Annotated in this window: 14 protein-coding genes; 5 read left to right on the forward strand and 9 right to left on the reverse strand. The window is 71.4% G+C overall.

Going from position 1 to position 21,354, the window contains the following annotated elements; translation table 11 throughout:
• Nucleotides 1-365: FAD/NAD(P)-binding protein (locus FL344_RS27820; protein ID WP_368667453.1), on the reverse strand; the 365-nt coding region annotated here is incomplete at its 3' end.
• On the opposite strand from FL344_RS27820, the gene FL344_RS27825 reads away from it, so the two are divergent.
• Nucleotides 268-855 carry a cysteine dioxygenase family protein gene (locus tag FL344_RS27825; protein ID WP_141620661.1) on the forward strand — a complete coding sequence of 196 codons (588 nt, stop codon included), beginning with the start codon at nt 268-270 and terminating at the stop codon, nt 853-855. The two genes, FL344_RS27820 and FL344_RS27825, sit on opposite strands and share 98 nt — an antisense overlap.
• On the opposite strand, the gene FL344_RS27830 is transcribed toward FL344_RS27825, so the two are convergent.
• From FL344_RS27830 to FL344_RS27840, 3 genes are all read right to left on the reverse strand, one after another.
• Nucleotides 785-1,786, reverse strand: a complete 1,002-nt coding sequence (locus tag FL344_RS27830) for a sensor histidine kinase (protein WP_141588343.1) — start codon at nt 1,784-1,786, stop codon at nt 785-787. The two genes, FL344_RS27825 and FL344_RS27830, sit on opposite strands and share 71 nt — an antisense overlap.
• 165 nt (nt 1,787-1,951) lie before the next feature.
• Nucleotides 1,952-2,653 (reverse strand): hypothetical protein, encoded by a 702-nt coding sequence (locus tag FL344_RS27835; protein WP_228557556.1) that lies wholly within the window; start codon nt 2,651-2,653, stop codon nt 1,952-1,954.
• 576 nt (nt 2,654-3,229) lie between these two features.
• Nucleotides 3,230-4,639, reverse strand: coding sequence for a serine/threonine-protein kinase (locus tag FL344_RS27840; RefSeq protein ID WP_141588308.1), 1,410 nt, complete (start codon nt 4,637-4,639; stop codon nt 3,230-3,232).
• 289 nt (nt 4,640-4,928) lie between these two features.
• Here FL344_RS27840 and FL344_RS27845 point away from each other — a divergent pair, with 289 nt between their 5' ends.
• A complete protein-coding gene (locus tag FL344_RS27845; protein WP_194858194.1) occupies nt 4,929-7,190 on the forward strand; it encodes a PAS domain S-box protein in 2,262 nt (753 codons plus the stop codon).
• Nucleotides 7,187-8,965 (forward strand): OPT family oligopeptide transporter, encoded by a 1,779-nt coding sequence (locus tag FL344_RS27850; RefSeq protein WP_141620662.1) that lies wholly within the window; start codon nt 7,187-7,189, stop codon nt 8,963-8,965. Before FL344_RS27845 ends, FL344_RS27850 begins: the two co-directional genes overlap by 4 nt.
• On the opposite strand, the gene FL344_RS27855 is transcribed toward FL344_RS27850, so the two are convergent.
• Nucleotides 8,958-12,971 (reverse strand): serine/threonine-protein kinase PknK, encoded by a 4,014-nt coding sequence (locus tag FL344_RS27855; RefSeq protein WP_141620663.1) that lies wholly within the window; start codon nt 12,969-12,971, stop codon nt 8,958-8,960. The genes FL344_RS27850 and FL344_RS27855 overlap by 8 nt on opposite strands.
• A 93-nt stretch (nt 12,972-13,064) precedes the next feature.
• Nucleotides 13,065-14,567, reverse strand: a complete 1,503-nt coding sequence (locus FL344_RS27860) for a Do family serine endopeptidase (protein ID WP_141620664.1) — start codon at nt 14,565-14,567, stop codon at nt 13,065-13,067.
• A 653-nt stretch (nt 14,568-15,220) separates the two neighbouring features.
• Between FL344_RS27860 and FL344_RS27865 the strand changes: the two genes are divergently transcribed.
• Nucleotides 15,221-15,691 (forward strand): response regulator, encoded by a 471-nt coding sequence (locus tag FL344_RS27865; protein WP_020478154.1) that lies wholly within the window; start codon nt 15,221-15,223, stop codon nt 15,689-15,691.
• Nucleotides 15,692-15,851: 160 nt separating this feature from the next.
• On the forward strand, nt 15,852-16,652 hold the full coding sequence (locus FL344_RS27870) for a glutaminyl-peptide cyclotransferase (protein ID WP_141620665.1): 801 nt from the start codon (nt 15,852-15,854) through the stop codon (nt 16,650-16,652).
• A 2-nt stretch (nt 16,653-16,654) separates the two neighbouring features.
• Here the strand turns inward: FL344_RS27870 and FL344_RS27875 are convergent, their stop codons facing one another.
• From FL344_RS27875 to FL344_RS27885, 3 genes are all read right to left on the reverse strand, one after another.
• Complete coding sequence (locus FL344_RS27875; protein ID WP_141588302.1) at nt 16,655-18,022, reverse strand: sigma-54 dependent transcriptional regulator; 1,368 nt, start codon at nt 18,020-18,022, stop codon at nt 16,655-16,657.
• A complete protein-coding gene (locus FL344_RS27880) occupies nt 18,004-19,482 on the reverse strand; it encodes a HAMP domain-containing sensor histidine kinase (RefSeq protein ID WP_141620666.1) in 1,479 nt (492 codons plus the stop codon). Before FL344_RS27880 ends, FL344_RS27875 begins: the two co-directional genes overlap by 19 nt.
• A 297-nt stretch (nt 19,483-19,779) precedes the next feature.
• Complete coding sequence (locus FL344_RS27885; protein WP_141620667.1) at nt 19,780-21,345, reverse strand: mucoidy inhibitor MuiA family protein; 1,566 nt, start codon at nt 21,343-21,345, stop codon at nt 19,780-19,782.
• Nucleotides 21,346-21,354: the final 9 nt, after the last annotated feature.

The raw sequence follows: 21,354 nt of genomic DNA on the forward strand, positions 1-21,354 counted from the left end.
CTCCGCTCCACCAAGGCCACGTGGAGCGGCGCCCGCGCGCTCCTCAGGAGGTGCACGGCCAGCAGCGTGCCGCTGGCGCCTCCCCCCACGATGGCCACATCCCACCACCCCAGTGCTCGCACGCACCCATCGTAGGTCCTGACCTGCTCGCTGGCATCCTCTGGTGGCAGCCGGGTGTCCAAGCGCCGGGACCGGATGCCCGGCCCTCCTCCCTGGGCACGGGCTTGTTCCGTGCTCACACTCCGTCGCACACGCGGGGGAAACACCATGCGCGAGCCCATCATCGACCAGCGTGAGCACGGCGCGGTGGCCCAGGCGCTGCTCGGCTGGCCATTGCCGGAACGGACAGAAGACATCGTCTCCATGGCATGGCTGGTGGAGCGGCTGCGCTCCAGCAGGGTCGACTGGGGACTGCTGGACAAACTGGTGCGCTTCGAGCCCTCGGGCTACACGCGGCAGACGATTGCCCGGACGGCAGCGTGTGAGCTGCTGCTCGTCTCCTGGCTCCCCGGGCAGGCGTCCCGCGTCCATGACCATGGCGGCTCCGGGGGCGCCTCCTGGTTGGTGCGGGGCAGGCTGCGAGAGACGCGCTTCGCGTGGGCGGGGGACCGGCTGGTGCCCGAGGTCATCGCGGGCGCGAGCGAGGGCGACCTCCTGGTGGAGTTCCCGGACACCATCCACCGCATCGACAATGCGTCCCGCCACGGGGCGGTGTCCCTGCACCTCTACGCGCCGCCGATGCAGGGGATGACGCCGTACGACGCGAGCCTGGCGCCGGAGTCGCTCAGGCCACCGCGTCCGCTTGCTGCGGAGCGCGAGGCGCCTGGGCGAAGGCGCCGGCCACGGGCAACGTGACGCGGAAGATGCTGCCCCGCTCCGGGGCGCTCTCCACCGTCAGGGTGCCGCCCAGCGACGTCACGATGCCATGGCACACCGCCAGCCCCAGGCCCGTGCCCACGCCCAGGGGCTTGGTGGTGAAGAACGGGTCGAAGATGCGCTCGCGATGCTCCGGGGAGATGCCGCAGCCAGTGTCGCGTACCTCCACCGCCACCCGTCCGGCCTTCGACTCGCAGGCGACGATGTGGACCTCGTTCTTCTCCACCTCGCCGGGGACGATGGACTGCGCCGCGTTGAGCAGCAGGTTGAGGAACACCTGACCCAGCCGCGCGCCGTTGCCCTGGACCGGCGGCAGGCCCTCACACTCCACCACCAGTCGCGCGCGGTGCCGCAGCTCGTGCATGGCCATCTTCGCCGCCGTGCGCACCACCGAGCCCAGGTCCGACGGACCCGTGCCCACATCCTCCGCGCGTGACAGCGTCTGCAGGTCCCGGACGATGAGGCGGATGCGCTCCGCGCCGTCGCGCGTCTCCGCCAGCGCCTCCAGCACCTCCTGCCGGTCCCGCTCGGACAGGTGCTCCTTCTGCTGCAGCTCCTGGTGGATGTATTCCAGGTTGCTGAGGATGAAGGCCAGCGGGTTGTTGATTTCGTGTCCCACGCCCGCGGCGATGCGGCCCAGCGCAATCAGCCGATCCGCGAACAGCAGCTGCGCCTGGGTGGCGCGCAGCTGCTCCAGGCTGCGGGACAGCTTGACGTTGGCCGCCTCCAGCGCCGCGGTCCGTTCGCGGACCGTCTCCTCCAGCAGCGCCGCCTCCCGTGTGGAGGACCGCGGCGCGCGAAGCCGCACGCCATTCACGGTGGGGCCCTGGAGCGTGTCGAAGGCGCGCCGCAGTGTTCCGCGCCGCTGTGCCACCGCCGACATCAGCATCACCCTCGCTCGCAGCGTCATCACGTCCGGCTCCAGCGGTGTGGTGTCTGTTCGTGGAAAATCCCCGAGTCGCGACAGACCCGCGTAGTCAACACTGTCATGGCGGTCAGGGGCAAGGGACGGAAGGATGGTGACAGCGTGCGCCGCAGGACGGAGGCAGTGTGTTCCATCCGAGCACCCGCTGCATCAGTAGGGGCACGTGCCGCAGTCCGCCTGGCAGCTTCCCGCCACGACGCCGTCACCGCAACGTTCCGTGAGCTGACAGACGCCGTCTCCACAGCGGTGGATGTCGCGTGGCTGCAGACGCGTCGTGAGCGGCTGGAAGGTCCGTCCGTTATACGTGCAGGTTTCGTAATAGGGCGGCTCGCCGGAGGGGGGCGGGTTCTTCCTGTCCGCGTCCTGGTCGACGGGGAGGGCCGCCGTGGCGGCGCGTTGGCAGAGCGACTCGCAGGTGCCCGCGTGGATGATGGGCAGGCAGTCCGCGTGGGTGGGGCTCGAGGGCAGGCCGCAGGCGCGCACGGTGCTTTCGTCCTCGCGCAGGTAGCCGCGGTCCGTGGCGGCGAAGACGCCGGTGCCGTCGAAGAGGTTGCCGAAGAAGCACGCCTCCCGCTCGCTGAACGTCGACAGCTCCTGCTCCGTGTACGGCAGGGCACCGCCCCGCGCGTTGCGGCCCAGCACGGAGATGGCGACGGGAAGCCCGAACTTGTTCACATGGGCCGCCAGGCAGGCTGAGACGATTTCTTCTTCCTGGGCAGTCGCCGGTGCGCCCGTGGCCCAGTTGAGCGCGAGGCCCAGGCCTCCTTCCCAGGTGTACCTCACCCCCGTCACCGGGTTGGTGTACTTGTGCTGCTGATTCTCCTTCGCCGCGCACCGGATGATGTAACGCATGAGTTCATTGGCGCGTGCGGGGTCCTGGTTGAACCAGTTGGAGAATCCAATCGTGGAGAGCCCATTGGTTGATAAGCCATTGGTGGACAGTCCGTTGGTCGAAAGACCATTGGTTGACAAGCCATTGGTCGACAATCCGTTGCCTGATTCGGCCGACCCGTGGGCTTCGCACAGCGTCCACGTATCACCCGCAAGCTCCGCTGGACCACATGCCCCGCCTCCGAATCCCAGCGCCAGCCCCAGCAGCCCTCCGGCGATACGCGGCCGGCGCAGGTATTTCAGGCCGTGATTGATTCGGAATCCAGACAGAAACGCTGGCATGAGACGCATGGCTTTCCCCCGTTTCGGGGAGCGAGCAATTCCTGCTCCCCGGATGCCATCAGTTCCAGCTCCCACGAACTGAAACACTGTCGCTGATGGGTGAAGCCAGTGTGACGGTGTTCAAGCCGTGAGAAAATATGGCCCGGCGGGAATATTCGGGTGGGGGTCTGCCCGGAGACACCTGGTCTGTGTCATGGGCGACGACGTCACGCTCACCTGCTCGCAAGCTGATAACAGATACGTGTTTTCCGTCAGCTAGTCGCTCTCGTCGAACTCCAGTGCGAGCGACGCCGCTGGTGTGAGCGCGAAGCCATCCGCGGTGCGCAGGCGCCAGGTGCCCACGTCGGTGACGGGGCCTCCCACGACTTCCGACTCCGAGGAGTCCCCGCGCGTCTCCGCCTGGCCCAGGTGGACACAGAGGTGGACGCGGGCGTTCACCGGGTCCGCCAGCTTCTGCGCCATGTCCTGGAGCACCCGCAGCGTGCGCTCCGCCTCGCGCAGGTACTCGGTGCGCTCGGCGCTGGGGGCGCCGTGGTCCAGCGGGTGCACGGCCAGCAGGGAGGTGCCGGACTGGAGCGCTAGCAGGAAGCCGCCGCCGCGCAGGCCCTGCTCGAGCCCATCCAGCACGTCCGCGAGCACCGCGTACACGGCGTCGTCATCCTGGGCGGAGGCGGCGAGGACGACCTCGGCGTGGACGGCCAGCGCCAGCCGCGTGCGGCGCGTGGGCTGGACGGGCTCCTCGGCCGCTTCGCTGAGCGCGGCAAGGAAGGCCGTCACGCTGCCGAAGCGGCGGCTGCCGTCCTTCTCCAGGCAGCGCAGCACCACCGCGTCCACCGCCGGGGACACCGCGGCGATGGCGCTGGGCCGGGGCGCGGGCGCCTCCAGGTGCAGCCGCTCCAGCTCCATCCGGTCCTCGCACTGGAAGGGATAGCGGCCGGTGATGAGCTGATGCAGCAGCACGCCCAGCGCGTAGATGTCCGTGTGCGGGCCAATGGGGCCGCCGCGGAACTGTTCGGGCGCCATGGCGTGCGCGGTGCCCAGCCGCTGGCCGGCGATGGTGAGCCCTTCCTGCGAAGGCTCGGCGTGCAGCAGCTTGGCGATGCCGAAGTCCAGCAGCTTCACCCGGGGGCGCTCACCTTCCTCCACGACGAGGATGTTGCTGGCCTTCAAGTCGCGGTGGACGACGCCCGCACGGTGCGCGGCCTCCAGCGCGCCGCAGACGGGCTCCAGGTACGCGAGCGCGCGCGTCGACGACAGCCGCCCGCGCTCCTGCACCACCTGGCTGAGCGTGCGGCCGGTGAGCAGCTCCATGACGTAGTAGGGGCTGCCGTCCGGCATCAGCCCGAAGTCGTATACGTCCACGATGTTGGGGTGGCGAATCTGGTTCACCACGCGCGCCTCGCGCACGAAGCGCTTGAGCATCTCCCCCTGGTCCGCAAGGTGCGGGTGGAGGACCTTCACCGCGGCCCGCCGGCCCAGGATGCGGTGCTCCGCCTCGTACACGCTGCCGTGCCCGCCCGAGGCGAGCAGCGCCTTGAGGACGTACTCCCCGGCCAGCGTGCCCGGGCCTCGCTGCGCACGGGAAGGTTCGCTCTGGGCCCGCTCGGATGCATGCAGGTCCGCTCGGGCCTGGATGCGAAAGGTGCTCTCGGAGTCCGCCGCCATGGGGTGCCTCATCCTTACACCTTTCCCCCAGGAGTCTGCTCTGACGCCGGATTGAATTCCCGCCGCGCCGCGGCATCGGCGTGTGGGCGTTGGCCACCCATCGGGGAGGACGTGGGCGCGTCCCGCGGGGTGTTCGCTGGCGGAAGGTCTGCTGCCCTGGAGTCGGGGGGGATTGGACGGAGGGGCCCTGGCACTGATGGGATTCAGGGGGCGTGACACTTCGCACGGAGAGAGAGCGCGGGGATGGCGGGAGAGCAGGGGCTTCGGGCGAGCGTCGGGGGGCTGCGACATGACGACGTTGGATGAACTCACGACGTGCGCGGGCCTTGCCTTGGCGCCACCGTCCTCCACGGGAGCCTGCCTCATCCTCATCAGCACCACCACGCCGGCAGCCATCGGCAAGGCCTACCGCCTGGACCAGGGCGAGCACATCATCGGCCGCGGTTCCGACGTCACCGTGCGCATCGACGACCACGGGGTGTCGCGCAAGCACGCGCGCGTCGTTCGTGCGGGCGACGGTGCCTGCCACGTCACCGACCTGGACTCCACCAACGGGACGCTGCTCAACGGCGTGCCCGTCAGCACCGCCGAGTTGATGGAGGGGGACCGGCTGCAGATCGGCACCGTCACCGTGTTCCGCTTCTCCAAGCGCGAGGTCCTGGAGCAGCGGGAGGAACAGCTTCGCCAGGCGCTGACCGCCGCGCGTGTGGGTATCTGGGACTGGAACGCGCAGAGCGGCCGGGTGACGTGGAGCGAGCAGGTGGACCGGCTGCTGGGGCTTCCCGTGGGGAAGCTGTCCGGCCGCGCCATGGAGCTGTCGGAGGTGGTGCACCCAGCGGACCTGCCGCGCGTGAGCGAGGTGCTGGGCGCCGCGCTGGAGAAGAAGACGCAGGTGGACGTGGAGTACCGCATCGAGCCGCAGGGGAGCGGCTGGCGGTGGATTTCCTGCAAGGGTGACGTGCTGTGTGATGCCTCGGGCGCGCCGGCGCGGGTGACGGGCACGGTGATGGACATCACCGCGCGCAAGCTGGCCGAGCAGGAGCTGCACCGCCAGTCGCTCATCTTCGAGAGCATCTACGACGGCGTGGTGATTACCGACCTGGGTGGCGGCATCATCGACTGGAACTCCAGTGCCGAGCGCATGTTCGGGCGGCAGAAGTCGGAAGCGCTGGGCCAGACGCTCTTCAGCGTGCTGCACCCGGATGAGCCCGACCGGCTCACCGGCCTGATTCTCACCGCGCTGGACAAGCAGGGGCGCTGGTCCGGAGAGCTGGAGTTCAAGCGCCACGACGGCACCACCTGCTGGTGCGAGTCCGTCGTCGTACCGCTGCGCGACAGCGAGGGGCGCGCCATCGCCAACATCATGGTCCACCGCGACACGACGGAGCGGAAGCAGCTCCAGGCGCACCTGGTGGTGGCGGATCGGCTGGCGTCGGTGGGCACGCTGGGCGCGGGCGTGGCGCACGAAATCAACAACCCGCTGGCCTACATGCTCGTCAACCTGCACCTCATCCGCGAAGGGCTGGAGCGGCTGGAGAGTCAGGCACCCGCGGCGCCCGTGGCGTCGTTGCAGCAGTTGGTGCGTGAGACAGCGGAAGGCGCGGAGCGCATCGCCACCATCGTCCGCGACCTGAAGGTCTTCGCGCGCGGTGAGCAGGAGACGCGGCTGATGCCGGTGGACGTGCGCCGGGCGGTGGAGCTGGCGTGCAAGATGGCGGACAACGTCATCCGCCACCGGGCGCGGCTGGTGACGGAGTTCGAGCCGGTGGCGCCGGTGGAGGCCAGTGAGTCGCGGCTGTGCCAGGTGTTCCTCAACCTGCTGCTCAACGCGGCGCAGGCGATTCCGGAGGAGGGCACGCCGGGCGTGGAGCACGAGATTCGCGTGGTCATCCGCGCCGGAGAGAAGGACCGGGTGGTGGTGGAGGTCCGCGACACGGGCATGGGCATGGGGCAGGAGGTGCTGGGCCGCATCTTCGACCCGTTCTTCACCACCAAGCCGGTGGGCGTGGGCACGGGGCTGGGGCTGTCCATCTGCCACGGCATCATCGAATCCATGGGCGGCGCCATCCAGGCGGAGAGCGAGCCGGGCCGGGGCAGCACCTTCCGCGTGGTGCTGTGCGCCGCCACGCGCGAGCTGGAGGTGTTGCCGCGCCTGTCCGCCACCATGCAGGCCAACGCGCGTGCGCGCATCCTGGTGGTGGATGACGAGCCCAACGTGACGCTGGCGCTCCAGCGCTCGCTGGCCGCGGACCACGAGGTGTCCACCGCGAACAGCGCCCAGGCCGCGCTGCGGCTGGTGAGCGACGGCGGCCGTTTCGACCTCATCCTCTGTGATGTGATGATGCCCGGGATGACGGGCATGGACCTGTACCACGAGCTGGGCCGCTGCGCCCCGGAGCAGGCTGGACGCATGGTGTTCATGACGGGCGGCGCCTTCACGCCGCGCACGGTGTCGTTCCTGCGTGACGTGCCCAACGCCAAGATTGCCAAGCCGCTGGACCTGATGCAGTTGCGCGAGCTCGTGGGCCGCTCCGCCGAGGCGGGGCGATGAGCCACCCGGTGAGTGGCCTCTCTGGAAAGGACCCTTCGGAGGTCGCGCCCGCGCCCTCCCTGTCCCTGGTGACGGAGCGCCCCGCGGCGCTGGAGTTGACGACGCGCGCGCTGGGCATGGGCCTGCTCATTGGTGGGCTGCTGGCCATCACCAATGTGTACATGGGGCTGAAGACGGGCTGGTGGGAGAGCGGCTCCGTCACCGCCGCGGTGCTGGGCTTCAGCGCCCTGGCCTCGGTGTCCCGCAGGCGCGGCGTGCCCTATACGCCGTTGGAGAACAACCTCACGCAGACGGCGGCGGCGGCCGTGGGTGCCATGCCGGCGGCGGCGGGCCTCTTGGGCGCGTTGCCAGCGCTGACGCTGCTGGGCACCTCCGTCCCGGGCTGGGGTGTGGCGGTGTGGAGCGTGGCGCTGGGGGTGTTGGGCGTGCTCGCCGCGCACCTGTTGCGGCGTCGGCTGGTGGCCCAGGAGGCCCTGCCGTTTCCCACCGGCATCGCCACCGCGGAGCTGATTACCGCGATGCACGCGTCCACGGGCGACACGGTCCGCGCGGGCCGTGGACGGCTGCTGGCGGGCGCGGGCGTGGCGGCGGTGGCGGTCACCGCCGCGCGGGATGCGTTCAAATGGCTGCCTGGGATGACGGCGCTGCCCGGCACGCTGGCGGGCCTTCCCGCCGCGTCGCTGACGTGGGGCGTGGGGTGGAGCCCCATGCTGCTGGCCATTGGCATGATGACGGGGCCGCGCCTGGGCCTGAGCATGCTGGCGGGCGCGGTGGTGGCGTGGGGCGTGCTGGCGCCGGGGCTCGCGGGCGCGGGTGTGCTGGCGGACACGCGCTACGAGACGCTCTCCGCCTGGCTCACGTGGCCGGGCGTGGGGCTGATGGTGGGCTCGGCCCTGGCGGCGCTGTTGGCGCAGGCGCGCGACTTCCTGAGCGCGGCGCGTGACGTGAGCAGCTTGGGGCGGGGCGCGGCGGTGCCGTCCTGGGCGCTGGGCGCGGGCCTGGCGGCGTGCGTGCTGGCGGTGGTGGTGGGCTCGGCGCTGTTCGGCCTCAGCGTGCCGTACATGCTGCTGGCGCTGGTGCTGGTGCTGCCCCTGTGCGCGGTGTGCGCGCGCGGCGCCGGCCAGGTGGACGTGTCCCCCGTGACGCAGATGGGGCAGGTGACGCAGGTCATCTTCGGCGCGCTGCTGCCGGGGGCCATGGCGCCCAACGTCGCCGCGGGCGCCGTGGTGTCAGGCGCGGCCGCGCAGACGGGCGTCAGCATGTGGTCGCTCAAGGCGGGGCACCTGCTGGGGGCCTCCGCGCGCCACCAGCTCGCCGCGCAGCTCGTGGGCGTGCTGGCGGGCTCGGTGGTGGGCGTGCCGGTGTACCTGCTGCTGTCCAGGACGCACGGCCTGGGCTCGGAGGCACTGCCCGCGCCCTTCGCCCACCAGTTCCGCGCGGTGGCGGAGGTGGCGGTGCGAGGGCTGGACGGGCTGCCGCCTCACGCGGCGCTGGCGGCCTGCGTGGCCGTGGGCGTGGGCGCGCTGCTCACTTTTGTGTCCCGTGGCCGGGCGGCGCGTTGGCTGCCGCTGCCGGTGGCGTTGGGCATCGGCTTCATCCTGCCGGCCTACTACGCGGTGACGCTGTGCCTGGGCGCGCTGGGACTGGCGGCGGCGCGTTGGCGCTGGCCCCAGGCGGCGGACCGGGACACGTCCACGCTGGCGGCGGGCGCCATCGCGGGCGAGTCGCTGGCGGGCGTGCTCATCGCCGCGCTGATGGCCTTCGGCCTCACGTAGCCGACGAAGACTCGAGCACTTTCTCCAGGGAGCGGCGGATGCGGCCCTCCATGAGGTTGGGCACGTGTCGTGCGCGCTCCAGGGCCTCGCGCAGCACGCGCGCGGCCTCTTCCCGGTCGCCCCGGCGCAGCGCCGCCAGCCCCATCATCTCCAGGACCTCCAGCGGCTCCTGCTCCACGGACACCTGCGCGGAGCGCTCGCGCAGGGACCACCACGCCTCGGGGGCGGCGTCGCGGGTGGCCAGCTCCACCATGGAGAAGAGGACCTCCTCGGACGGGCTCAGCTCCACGCCCGGCGGGCCTTCCGCCATCACGTGCCGTACCTGGGCCAGCACCTCGCGGGCACGGGTGTGCCGGCCCATCCAGGCCAGGGCTCGCGCCTGGAGCAGCAGGGCCCACGGGCGTGACGCCACCTCCGGGTGCCGTCGCTCCAACGCAATGGCGCGAGCGATGTGGGGCGCCGCGGCGTCGGCGTCGCCGGCCTGGTAGTGCAGCTCACCGAGGTTGTGCTCGGCGAAGTACTCCCAGCCCACCATGCCCAGCTCGCGGCCCAGGTGCATGAAGCGCTCCTGGTCCTTCAGCGCCCGCGTCAGCTCCTTGCGCGCCACCCACAAGTTGCGCCGGTTGTTGATGGCGCTGCCCAGGTGGAAGTGGTCACCGCGCTCGGTGCAGGCGGTGATGACCTCGGTGAGCACGTGCTCCGTCTCGTCGATGTCGCCCAGGTTGGGAAGGATGACGGCCAGCAGCAGCTGCGCCACCACCTGCGTCTCATAGCCCGCGTCGCCCAGGCGGCGCGCGCGCTCGGCGGCGGCCTCCAGGGGCATGCGCGCCTCCTGCCACTCACCCTTGCGGAACTGGGCGCGTCCCAGCGCCAGCAGCAGCCGCGCCTGCACGTAGGGTGAGGCCACGGTGGCCGCCAGTTGCTGGGCCTCCAACGCGCGGGCCTCGCTGCGCGTGTAGTCGTTCACCCAGTCCAGCGCCATGGCCTCGTCCAGCAGCAGCTCCACTTCCGTGCGCGTGTGGCCCAGCCGGCGGGCACGCTCGCGGGCCGCGGCGAAGTCCGCCAGCGAGTCGTCATACCGGCCTATGCGGATGCGCATCAGGCCCCGGCCGCGCAGCGCGGTGAGGCAGCGCAGCTCGTCGGTGGGCTCCAGCAGCTCCAGCGCCCGCGTGTACATGGCCTCGGCGTCGAGGAACGCGTGGCGGCCCCGGGCGGACTCGGCCAGGTCGATGGAGAGCGCGGCGGCCTCGTCGCGGCGCCCGGCGGCGGCCGCGTGCAGGGCCAGGCGAGGCAGGCGCTGGCGCTCACCGGCGCCGGCCGCGCTGAGGAAGTAGCGGTAGGCGGCGTGGTGGACGTGCTCGCGCTCGGCGGCGGGCAGGGTGGAGGCCACCGCCTCGCGCAGCAGCTCGTTGCGGAAGCTCAACCCATCGTTGCGGTGGGACACCAGCAGGCCGGAGTCCAGGAGCCGCTTGGTGGCGTGGCCCGCGTCCAGGGGGAAGCCGCCCGCGGCGCCTTCGCGCTCCAGCTCGCGCACCACGCCTTCGGCGGTGGCCGCGGTGAAGTCCGTGCCCAGCATCGCGCACAGGCGCGCGTGTGCGGCCAGTGATGGCGGCAGCGCGCCCAGCTCGCGGTCCGCCAGCCACTCCACCAGCCGCAGCTCGGGCACCTTCTCCAGCCCGTCTGTGACGAGGTACCAGCTCCCTCCCGGCGCGCGCTGGCGCACCAGGCCCTGGCGCTTGAGGCCGCGCACCAGCTCCACCAGGTAGAGGGGGACGTACTGCGCGCGCTCGACGATGCGCTCCACCGCTTGCGCCGGCACGTTCTCCACTGGCTTGAGCAGCAGGCGGCACAGCGACTGCGCCTGGTCGGCCGCCAGCACCGGCAGGGACAACGTGGCCTGCTTCGCGGCGCGAGTGCCCCAGGTGGGACGGCTCTTCTCGAAGCCCGGGCGCGCCAGCACGCACACCCACAACGGGACACTGGCCTCGGCGAGGCAGGCGTACTCCAGCGCGTCCAGCGCCGTCTCCTCCGCGAAGTGCGCGTCGTCCAGGACGAGGCACAGCGGACGCTCGCGGGCATTGGCGGCCAGCAGCTCACCGGCGGCGCGCATGGCCAGCGAGCGAAGCGCACCGGGCGCGGCGGCCCAGCTCTGGAGCTCCGGACCACCGGGCGTGTACCAACCCAGCGTGGCGGCCACGCCGGGCCACAGCTCGGTGCCCAGCGTGGGGCCCAGGCGCTGGAGGATGGCGGCGCGTGTCTGCTGCTCGGTGTCCGTGTCGTCGCGCTCGAAGGCGTTGAGGGCGCACCGCAGCAGCGTGCGCAGGGTGCCGTCGGGGTCGCCCTGCACCGGCTCCCGGGAGCGCGAGCTGTACACCCGCGCGTGGGGCAGCAGCAGTTGCAGACGGCGGGCGAGGGTTGCGGCCAGGTGGCTCTTGCCCAGGCCGCGCTCGCTCAAGACGGTGACGATGGTGGGCGTGGCGCCGCCCACCGCGGAGCGTGCGCTCTCCAGCAGCTCGGCCAGCTCCGCCTCGCGGCCCACCAGCACCTCGCTGCCGAGCTGGAGGACGGTGATGTCCGGACGAGGCGCGGCGCCCGGCGGCGCGGGGCGCAACAGGCCCCGCAGCTCCGGCACCTCCATGCAGGGCACCTCGGGCACGGCCTCGGCGGCGGCGGGAGACAGCAGGAGGCCATGGGCCTCGGGCCCGCTGGGATAGCGGTCCTCGCGGGACAGGATGGCGCCCAGGTAGCGCGGCGCGCCGGTGGGGCGGCGCTGCACGGTGACGGCGGACACGTCCACGAGGCCGTTGGCCGACAGGCCCCGCTCCGCCAATCCTTCCGCGGCGCGCATGGCGCGGCGCACCGGGTTCTCTCCCGCGTCCGGGTCGAAGACGGCGGCGATGCGCTGGGCGTCGGAGAAGGCGAGGTGGCCGCCATAGGAGGCCAGGGCCTTCTGGAGCGACACGGGGTTGGCGCGCGAGGTGAGGAACAGGATGGCGACGGAGCGGCGCACCTGCGCGGGGCGCGGCTCGCCCGGCGCCGCGGGCCGAGGCGTCGCGGGCTCGGTGGCGCGGTGGGCGTGCTCGAAGGCCTCGCGCAGCGCGCTGCCCAGCGCGGCGGCGTTCTCCGGACGGCGGGCGGGCTCCTTCGCCAGACAGCGCAGCACCACCTCCTCCACCGCGGGCGGCACGGGCGCGAAGTCGGACGGGGGCGGCGGGCGCAGCGACAGGTGGGCCTGGAGCACGTCCGGAGTGGGACCGAAGAAGGGCGGCCGTCCGGTGAGCATCTCGTAGAGGAGGACGCCCAGCGCGTACACGTCCGTGCGCGTGGAGATGTCCGCGTTGCCCGCACATTGCTCGGGAGCCATGTACTCCGCGGTGCCGGCGAAGCCAGACGCGTCACTGGGCGTGGAGGCATCGCTGGGCTGCGAGGCGCTCTCCGTGGTGGCGCCCCGCACCAGGCCGAAGTCGAAGACGCGCACGCGGCCCGTCGCTTCGTCGACGAAGAGGTGCTCCGGCTTGAGGTCGCAATGGGCGAGCCCGTGTGCGTGGACCTGGGCCACCGTGTCCACCACGGCTAGCGCGCGAGGCGCCAGCTCGTCGGGGGGCAGCGGTCCCGCGGCGCGAGCCAGCCGGTCCGCCAGGGTGGGAAGCGGCACGTACTCCATGGCCAGGAAGCGCGCGCCACCCGTCAGGGCGCCCGCCTCGTAGAGCGCGGGCACCGTGGGCGGCCCGAGCACGCGCAGGGCCTCTGACTCACGGGCGAGCTGGGCGCGGCCCAACCAGTTGCTCCCACGGGCCACCTTGATGGCCACGCGCAGACCGTCCGCTTCGCGCTGGGCGCCCAGCAGCACGCCGAAGCCTCCTCGCGCGAAGACGCCGTCCACCTGGTAGCCCGGAACAGCGGGCACAGGGGACGGCGAGGGCGTGTCTCCCTGAGGAGGCGGTCCTGGCGGGCACGGCGCATGAGAGCCTTCCCAGCGCCGTCCGCATGTCTGGCATCGCGGCACGGAGGGGACTCTACGTCAGGTGTCCTCCGGTTTCAGAACCCCCGGGGTCGTCTACGTACCATCCCGGGGGTCCACAGTTTCCCACCACCGTGTTCAGCGCTCCGGGACTTCCACCGCGCGCAGCAGCGTGGACTCCGAACCCGGCATGCGCACGCGCAGGAGCAGCGCGGCGCCGGGCTTCGCGGCCGTCAGTGCCTGGGCGGCGTCCGACGCGCTGGCGATTTTGTGGTCGCCCACCTGGACCAGCACCATGCCCGGCACCAGTCCCCCGCGCTCGGCGGGGCTGCCCGGCTCCACGGCGACCACCTGCGCGCCGCCGTCCCGCGTGTCCGAAAGCTGCACGCCCAGCCGCCTCGGCGCGGAGGCGGACGCGTTGCGCGGAAGCACCTCTTGCTCGCCATTCTGCGCGGGCCGCGTGCCCAGGGTGACGTCCAGCGACTGCGCCTTGCCACCGCGCAGCAGGTCCACCTTCACGCGGCTGTCGGGCTGGAGCAGGGCCACGGCGCGCGTCAGCCCGCCCGCGGAGTCCACCGGCTTGCCGTTGACGGAGGTGATGACGTCCTCCTCGCGCAGACCGGCGCGCTCGCCCGGGCTGCCGCGGTTGACGCCCGCCACCACCGCGCCCTTCATCGCTTCCAGGCCCAGCGCCCGCGCCAGGTCCGGCGTGAGGTCCTGTACGGCCAGGCCCAGCCAGCCGCGACGCACCACGCCCGTCTCCTTGAGCTGCGGCAACAGCGCCTGGATGAGCTTGCTGGGCACCGCGAAGCCGATGCCCGTGGCGCCGCCGACGATGGCGGTGTTCATGCCCACCACCTCACCCTGCATGTTGAAGAGCGGCCCGCCAGAGTTGCCGGGGTTGATGGCGGCGTCCGTCTGGAGGAATTCGTCATAGGGGCCCGCCTGGATGTCGCGGGCCCGCGCGGAGAGGATGCCCGCGCTCACGCTGGACGCCAGGCCGAAGGGATTGCCAATGGCCATGACGGCGTCGCCCACGCGCAGCGCGTCCGAGTCCCCCAGCGGCACCGCCGGCAGGTTGCCCGGCGCCCCCTTCAGCTTCAGCAGGGCCACGTCGGTGAGCGGATCGCGGCCCATCACCTCCGCGTCGAAGGCACGCCCGTCATCCAGCTTCACGCGCACCTGGTCGGCGTCCTCCACCACGTGGTTGTTGGTGAGGACGATGCCGGAGGCGTCGATGATGAAGCCGGAGCCCGCGCCCTGTCGTGCCGGGCCGTTGCCTTCGCCGCCGAACCCGGGCGGCAGGCCGAAGCGCTCCGCGATGCCGGGTGGCAGGCGCTGCATGGCGGCTGACCTGCGGGGCCGCGCGCGCACCTCCACGTTGACCACCGCGCCCTTCACCGCGTCCACCAGCGGCGCCAGCGAGGTGATGCCGCCCTGGCTTCCGGCCACGGCCGGATTGAAGAGCGCCTTCTGGATGGGCGGCGCCGCCTGCGACGGAACAGCGGCGGCGACGTGGGCGGTGGGAGCGGGCGACGCCGCGGACGCGGAGCCAATGGCTTGGCCACAGGCGCCAAGCGTGGCGGCGGGAAGAAGGACCAGCGCACTGAGGAAGCGGCGGGAGGGGAGCGAGCAGGCCATCGTTCGTTCTCCAATCGAGAGGGAAAATGCCGGTCCAGGCGAGGGGCCTGCGCGAGAAAGGTCCCACCTTGGAGGGGTGGAAGGTGATGCCCTGCGGCCGACTGTCCCCCGACGTCAGCAGCGGTCATCGCCATGGGGTTTCTTGCGTGAGCCCCGCGCCCGAACCGATGTTGGGATGCATTGCAGTTGGCGGGCCAACGCTCCTCGCCCTCGGAATGCCTCGGAGCCACGGTCCGTGCGTGCCCCAGGTGCCCCATCATCCCGGGGCAAACTGCCCCGGCTTGGGGCATTTCTCCCCGGGGCAACGTGCCCCGCCCCCGTTTCTGGGGCGCCAGCGGGCCATACAGCGGGTGTGGAACCTGTCAGGAGCGTCCCGCCCCCAGGCCGGCGCGCTGTCCGGGTGTGCCGCGCCGGTCCCAGAAGCGGAGCGCCTCCTTATATGGGCGACAGGGATGGGGCTCCTGGCGGCCCAGGCATGGGGGGCGAGCGGGCCCTCGCGGGTCGGCTGGCGGGCGGGCAGGGGCCAACGCTCCGGGGCCACGGCGTGGCACGGCGGATGCTCATGCGTTGGGCGCCCGGCGCCGCCCCGTCCCGAAGCGAGGGAGGGGCCCAGGTGCCGGGCGTGCCCACCACACCACAAGGAGCAGCCATTGATGGGGCCAGACGAATTCACGGCGGTCAGCGACGAGGTGCGGGAGTGGCCGCTGTCGACGCGTGAGTGGGTGTCGCGCCGCAGCGCTCCGCGAATCCTCCTGGGGGAGGATCAACCCGAGATGCGCAGCCTGTTGCGGCGGGCGCTGTCCCGGCGCGGGTATGACGTCGTGGAGGCACCGGACGGCCCGGGGCTGGTCAAGGCGCTGGTGGACGGACTGCTCGCGCAGCAGACGCAGGTCCCCGACCTCATCGTCACCGACGTGCGCATGCCCGGCTTCTCGGGCATCGAGGTGCTGGCCCGCCTGCGCCGCGAGGGCTGGACGACGCCCGTCATCCTCATCACCGCCTTCGGCGATGCGCAGCTCCACCAGGAAGCGGAGCTGCTCGGCGCGGCGCGCGTGCTCAACAAGCCCTTCGCCATGGAGGATTTGTGCGAGGCGGTGGAGATGCTGGTACCGCCGCCGCGCTGAGGCTTCACGGCGCGCGTGCCCTGACTGTTCGCCCAGTGTCGCGGGCCCGGCGAGAAATCCGATGGACGCGGTGGGGCGGGTGCTTGCACCCTGACGGGCCTGGGTCCAGGCTCGCGCGGGGCGGTGGGCGTCGCACGAACCGCTTCACTCGAGGCGTCTCATGCGGATTCCATCCTCGCTGCTGTCCTTGCTCGCGCTGGGCGCGGCGTGCCATTGCAGCCCCACGAACCGGCCGGTGCCGGATGCGGGAGGCAGCGTGCAGGAACCCGTGCGGCGCGTGGCGCACATCATCCGTGAGTATCCCCACGCGACGAATGCCTTCACCCAGGGACTGGTGTTCCACCAGGGGCACCTCTTCGAGAGCACCGGGCACCAGGGGACGCTGCGGCAGTTGTCGCTGGAGAGCGCGCAGCCGGTGTGGATGGAGCGCCTGGGGAACATCTTCGCGGAGGGCCTGGCCAGCGATGGTGAGCGCCTGTACCAGCTCACCTGGACCGAAGGCGTGCTCTTCACCTGGAGCGGCATGCCGCCACAGCGCGAGCGGACCACGCGCTACTCGGGGGAGGGCTGGGGCCTCTGCTACTGGAACGGGAAGCTGGTGCGCAGCGATGGCGGCACCATGCTCACCTTCCACGAGCCCGACGGCTTCGCCCTGGTGGGCGCGGTGCAGGTGAAGCTGCGCGGCCAGCCCGTGGAGCTCATCAACGAGCTGGAGTGCGCCAACGGCGTCATCTACGCCAACATCTGGCACAGCTCGGACGTGCTGGAAATCGACCCCGCCACGGGCACGGTGGTGGGCGTCATCGACGCGTCGGCGCTGACGCGCGCGGTGGCGGGGCAGGTGACCAACCCGGAGGCGGTGCTCAACGGCATCGCCGTGGAGCCGGGCTCGGGCCGCATCTTCATGACAGGCAAGCTGTGGCCCCGCCTCTTCGAGGTGCGTCTGGACGTGGTGGACTGACGTCAGGCCTTGCGCGTGTCGTCGTCGCGCTCCAGCTTGCGGTACAGCGTCTTGCGGTCCACCCCGAGGATGCGCGCCGCCAGCGTGCGGCTTCCGCCCACCGCCTCCAGAACGCGGTGGATGTAGCGCCGCTCCAGTTGCTCCAGCGTCACCAGCTCCGAGGCGTCCTGCGTCTCCGGCACCACGCGCGGCTGGCTGTAGTTGCGGACGCGCTCGGGCAGGTCGTCCACGGTGATTTCCTCGAAGGAGGTGAGCGCCACCGCGCGCTCCAGGCAGTTCTGCAGCTCGCGCACGTTGCCCGGCCAGCCGTAGGCGAGCAGCCGCTGGGCCGCCGCGGGGGACAGGCCCAGCACCCGCTTCCCGGTGCGCGAGGCGAACTGCTCGATGAAGCGCTGGGACAGGGCCAGCACGTCGTTGCCGCGCGCGCGCAGCGGCGGCAGCTCCACGCCGATGACGTTGAGCCGGTAGTAGAGGTCCTCGCGGAAGCGGTCCTCCTCCACGGCCAGCTCCAGGTCGCGGTTGGTGGCGGCGACGATGCGCGCGTCGAAGGGCAGCTCCGTGTCGCCGCCCACCGGGCGCACCGTGCGCTCCTGCAGGGCGCGCAGCAGCTTGGGCTGGAGGGTGAGGGGCAACTCGCCCACCTCGTCCAGGAAGAGGGTGCCGCCATTGGCCTGGACGAACAGGCCGGTGCGGGCGGCCTTGGCGTCGGTGAAGGCGCCCTTGGCGTGGCCGAACAGCTCGCTCTCCAACAGGGCCTCCGGCATGGCCGCGCAGTTGATGGCGACGAAGGGCCCGTCCTTGCGGCGCCCGCGCGTGTGGACGGCCCGGGCCGCCACCTCCTTGCCGGTGCCGCTCTCGCCGGTAATCAGCACCGTGGAGTCCAGGTCCGCCACGCGGTCGATGAGCGCGTAGGCCTGCTTCATGGCGGGGCTCTCACCCACCACGGTGCCGCTGTCCTCGCGCCGGCCCAGCTCCTGGCGCAGCCTGCGCACCTCTTCACGCAGGGCGCGGTGCTGCACGGCGCGCTCCAGCACCAGCACCAGCGCGTCCACGTCGATGGGCTTGGTGACGAAGTCGTACGCGCCGGCGCGGATGGCGGCCACCGCCGTCTCCAGGCTGCCGAAGGCCGTCACCACCACCACGGGGATGTCCGGGCGGTTGAGGGCGATGCGCTCGCACAGCGCCAGCCCGTCCATGCCGGGCATGCGCAGGTCGGTGAGCACCACGTCGAAGTCCTCGGCGGCCAGCCGCACCAGGGCCTCGTCCGCTGACGGGAGCGCCACGGGCGTGAAGCCCCGGCGCGTGAGCCCCTTCTCCAACATCGCGCGCATCTCGCGCTCGTCCTCGACGACTAGGACGCGGCCTGGCATGTGTCTTCACCCCTTGGCAGGTAGATGGAGAAGCAGCTACCGCGTCCGGGCTCGCTGCGCACGGCAATCCAGCCGCCATGCTCCAGCATGAGCCCATAGGAGACAGACAGGCCCAGTCCGGTGCCCTCTCCCACGTCCTTGGTGGTGAAGAAGGGCTCGAAGAGGTGGGACAGCACGTCCTCGGGAATTCCCTGGCCCTCGTCCTCCACGTCCAGGCGCACGAAGTCCGCCTCGGGTCCGCCCACGTCCGGGGGCGGGGTGCTCCGGGTGTGGGCCGCGCGCACGCGCACCGTGCCCGGCTGCTTCATGGCCTGCACGCCGTTCATCACCAGGTTGGTGAGCACCTGCTGCACCTGGCCCGCGTCCACTTCCACCGTGAGTCCCGCGGGGATGGCCGTCTCCAGCGTGACGCTGTTTCGCGCCGCCATGGAGCGCAGCAGCGACAGGGTGCGTTCGACCAGGCCCTGCACGTCTTCTGGCGCGCGGTGCGGCTTCCTCCGCCGCGCGAAGTCGAGGAGCTGACGGATGATGGCCGTCATGTGCTGGGCCTGCTGCGAGATGATTTGCGCGCACTCGCCCACTTCCTCGCCCTCCGCCTCGCCGGAGGAGATCATCTTCGCCCGGCCCATGACGACGTTGAGCGGGGTGCCCAGCTCATGCGCCACGCCGGAGGCCAGCTTGCCCACGGTGGTGAGCCGGTCCGCGTGACGCAGGTGGTCCACGGCGGACAGGCGCGCGGCCGTCTCCGTGGCGAGGCGCGAGCGCGTCTCCTCCAGTTGCTCGCCCATGCGGTTCATGGCGCCGGCCAGGGTGGTGAGCTCGTCGCCGCGGCGCTGCGGGAGCGGCACGCGGGCGGTGAGGTCGCCCTCGCCGATGCGGTGGGCCAGGGACACGAGCTGGTCCACCGGCTCGCCCACCAGCCGGCGGCCCATGGCCATGGCGGCCACGATGAAGCCGATGGCCATGGCGGCGGTGGCGGCGAAGGTGCCCATGACCACGGTGTTGACGTACTTCTGCTGTTCGCCCAGCGACTCGGTGATTTCGATGGCGCCCAGCCGGTTGCCGATGAGCACCGGCGTGTACGAATGAAGCAGGCCGGGGTCCACGGCGGGGTCCACCATGGAGCCGTCCTTGCCCTGGAGCAGGGTCGAGAGCAGGCGCGGCGGGAAGCCGGTGAGGGCCGGGGTGCCGGGGCCGCCATCGAGCCACACCCAGCGCAGGTGGACCTGCTCCTGGAAGCGGTTGGCCTGGTGGAGCAGGGTGAGCGCCTCGCGCTCCCCGGCGAGCTGCCACGCCTTGCCGATGGAGCCAGCGAGCGTGTGGCCGAGCAACCGGTGGTCATGCTGCATGTCCAGGGCGGAGCGCTCGAGCTCGCGGCGGACCTGGACGTACTGCAAGCCCGCCATGACGGCGATGGCGAGCAGGACGAGGGCGAGGGTGAACTTGCGGGCGAGTCTCACGGGCGGTTCGAAAGAGGCTGCTCCGGTCCGTGCGCCTCGAGGGGGAGGGAGCGCACGGACCGGAGGTGGGTTCTCACAACGTACCGCGAGTGCTGCAACAAGGAAGGCGGCGTTTGCCGCACGAGCCCTCGCCGGCTGTCGGGACGGGCGGGACGTACTTCCTTGGGCCCACGCAAAGCATCCGCTGTGCCAACGGAGGCGGGGCGGTGCCTCACTCGGGGACGCGGGTGCCGTGTCCCACCCTGGGCGGGGCAGATTGCCCCGGAGAGGGGCAGGATGCCCCGGTGGTGCCCCTTTCTAGAAACCCACTATCTCGAAGTCGGAGGGAGCATCGACGTGGAAGGCGAAGTCCACGGTGCGCTTCTCGCCCGGGGCCAGCGGCACCTTCCATGTCGCGATGCCGTCGCTGGATTGGAGCGTGTAGCCAGCGGTCGTCTCGGGCTCCAACTCCACCTTCACGTCCTCCAGCTCGGACACCGGGAAGTGGTCGGAGAGTTCTACTTCCTCTGGCTGTGCGCGGAGGTTGTTCAGCGTGAACTGGTAGGCGTACCGGAAGCGCTGCGTGTCCTTGAACAGGCCCTTGTGCTCCTGGGCTTCCTCCACCACGCGGCGGTCCACGCGCAGGCCTTCGTTGACACCGAAGGTCAGCTCAAAGGGGGCGCCTTGGGCCACGTGCTCCAGTGACTGGCGCCCGATGAAGCCCGTCTCCCGATAGAGGTCCACGTCGCCCGGCAGCAGCGGGAAGGGGGCGGCGTTGGTCAAACGGGCCACCTGGAAGACGACGGGGTGCATCTTGGGAATGGCGCGCCAGGTGAATGCTGCCTTGAGACGGGTCCGCCCCACCTGGACCCGTACGGCACTGCCATCGCTGGGGATGCTTACAGGAGCCTGTGCCACGAGTTTCACGGACAGGCCCTGCGGCACGGCTTTGAGTCCCTTCGAGGCCGTGACCGTCGCGGTGCCGCCAGCGTGGGCGCGCTGTGACTTCTCGTCGCGGCGCACGAGCACCTGACGCAACTTCGGCCGTTCTTCCGCCAAGACATACAAGGGTTGGATTTCCGGAAGGGTGGCGTCCCGCTGCGGCTCCGCGGTGGAGAGCACCAGCTTCGCGTCTCGCCAGTCCTCTCCGGTGGATTGGCGCACCGTGGCCAGTGCCGTCAGCTCCACGGCCCGGGTGTTGTGGTTCGCGCGGGCTTCATAAGCGGGCGTCCAACTGGCGTTGCCCACCAGGTACGTCAACTCCACGCGGACCCGGGTGCCTTCGGGACAGGACAGGCGCACCTCGACATGGCGCTCCTTTTGTTCAGAGGAGGTTCGGAGACTCTCCAGCATGGCGTCCACCTCGGCGAGTTGCTGCTTCATCACGCGCTGTTTGGCCCGGGCGTCGAGGTCCTCGGTCATTGCGCGCTGCCTCACGGCCATGGCCGAATCGAAGGCCGCCGCCCATCCTCGCGTGTCCGGCTTCGCGTTCGTCACCGCATGGGTGACGCGGTCTACTGCGACGTCCGTATAGCCACTGGCGAGCGCCCGGAGGTCCGCCGCGCGCGCCGCCGCGTCGCTCAGGACGGCCTGCTCACGCAGCAGTGTGTCCCGGCGCGCCTCCAGCCGGGTTCGTTCTTCACGATGCGCTTTTTCTTGCGTGTGCTCTTCGCTGATGAGCCCTTCCACCATGGCGCCGTCGGCGCGAGCTCGAAAGCTGTCTGCCACGGCGGAAGAAGGGACGGCTTCGAATCGGATACGGCTGGGGCCTGTGCACGTCACGGTCTCTTCTCGAGTGACCTGTGCACGGTCTGGATACACCACGACAGTGGACACCTTGGCGGACGCGACGAGCGCCCACAGCGTCAGGGACAGGGCAGGCATGGTTCGGTC

The organism is Myxococcus sp. AB036A (assembly GCF_006547355.1).
GTDB lineage: Bacteria > Myxococcota > Myxococcia > Myxococcales > Myxococcaceae > Myxococcus > Myxococcus virescens.

Bases quoted from the DNA above. Each gene is read 5' to 3' on its own strand.
- FL344_RS27825 (WP_141620661.1), top strand. From the start codon at position 268: ATGCGCGAGCCCATCATCGACCAGCGTGAGCACGGCGCGGTGGCCCAG.
- FL344_RS27830 (WP_141588343.1), bottom strand. From the start codon at position 1,786: ATGACGCTGCGAGCGAGGGTGATGCTGATGTCGGCGGTGGCACAGCGG.
- FL344_RS27835 (WP_228557556.1), bottom strand. From the start codon at position 2,653: ATGCGTTACATCATCCGGTGCGCGGCGAAGGAGAATCAGCAGCACAAG.
- FL344_RS27840 (WP_141588308.1), bottom strand. From the start codon at position 4,639: ATGGCGGCGGACTCCGAGAGCACCTTTCGCATCCAGGCCCGAGCGGAC.
- FL344_RS27845 (WP_194858194.1), top strand. From the start codon at position 4,929: ATGACGACGTTGGATGAACTCACGACGTGCGCGGGCCTTGCCTTGGCG.
- FL344_RS27850 (WP_141620662.1), top strand. From the start codon at position 7,187: ATGAGCCACCCGGTGAGTGGCCTCTCTGGAAAGGACCCTTCGGAGGTC.
- FL344_RS27860 (WP_141620664.1), bottom strand. From the start codon at position 14,567: ATGGCCTGCTCGCTCCCCTCCCGCCGCTTCCTCAGTGCGCTGGTCCTT.
- FL344_RS27865 (WP_020478154.1), top strand. From the start codon at position 15,221: ATGGGGCCAGACGAATTCACGGCGGTCAGCGACGAGGTGCGGGAGTGG.
- FL344_RS27870 (WP_141620665.1), top strand. From the start codon at position 15,852: ATGCGGATTCCATCCTCGCTGCTGTCCTTGCTCGCGCTGGGCGCGGCG.
- FL344_RS27875 (WP_141588302.1), bottom strand. From the start codon at position 18,022: ATGCCAGGCCGCGTCCTAGTCGTCGAGGACGAGCGCGAGATGCGCGCG.
- FL344_RS27885 (WP_141620667.1), bottom strand. From the start codon at position 21,345: ATGCCTGCCCTGTCCCTGACGCTGTGGGCGCTCGTCGCGTCCGCCAAG.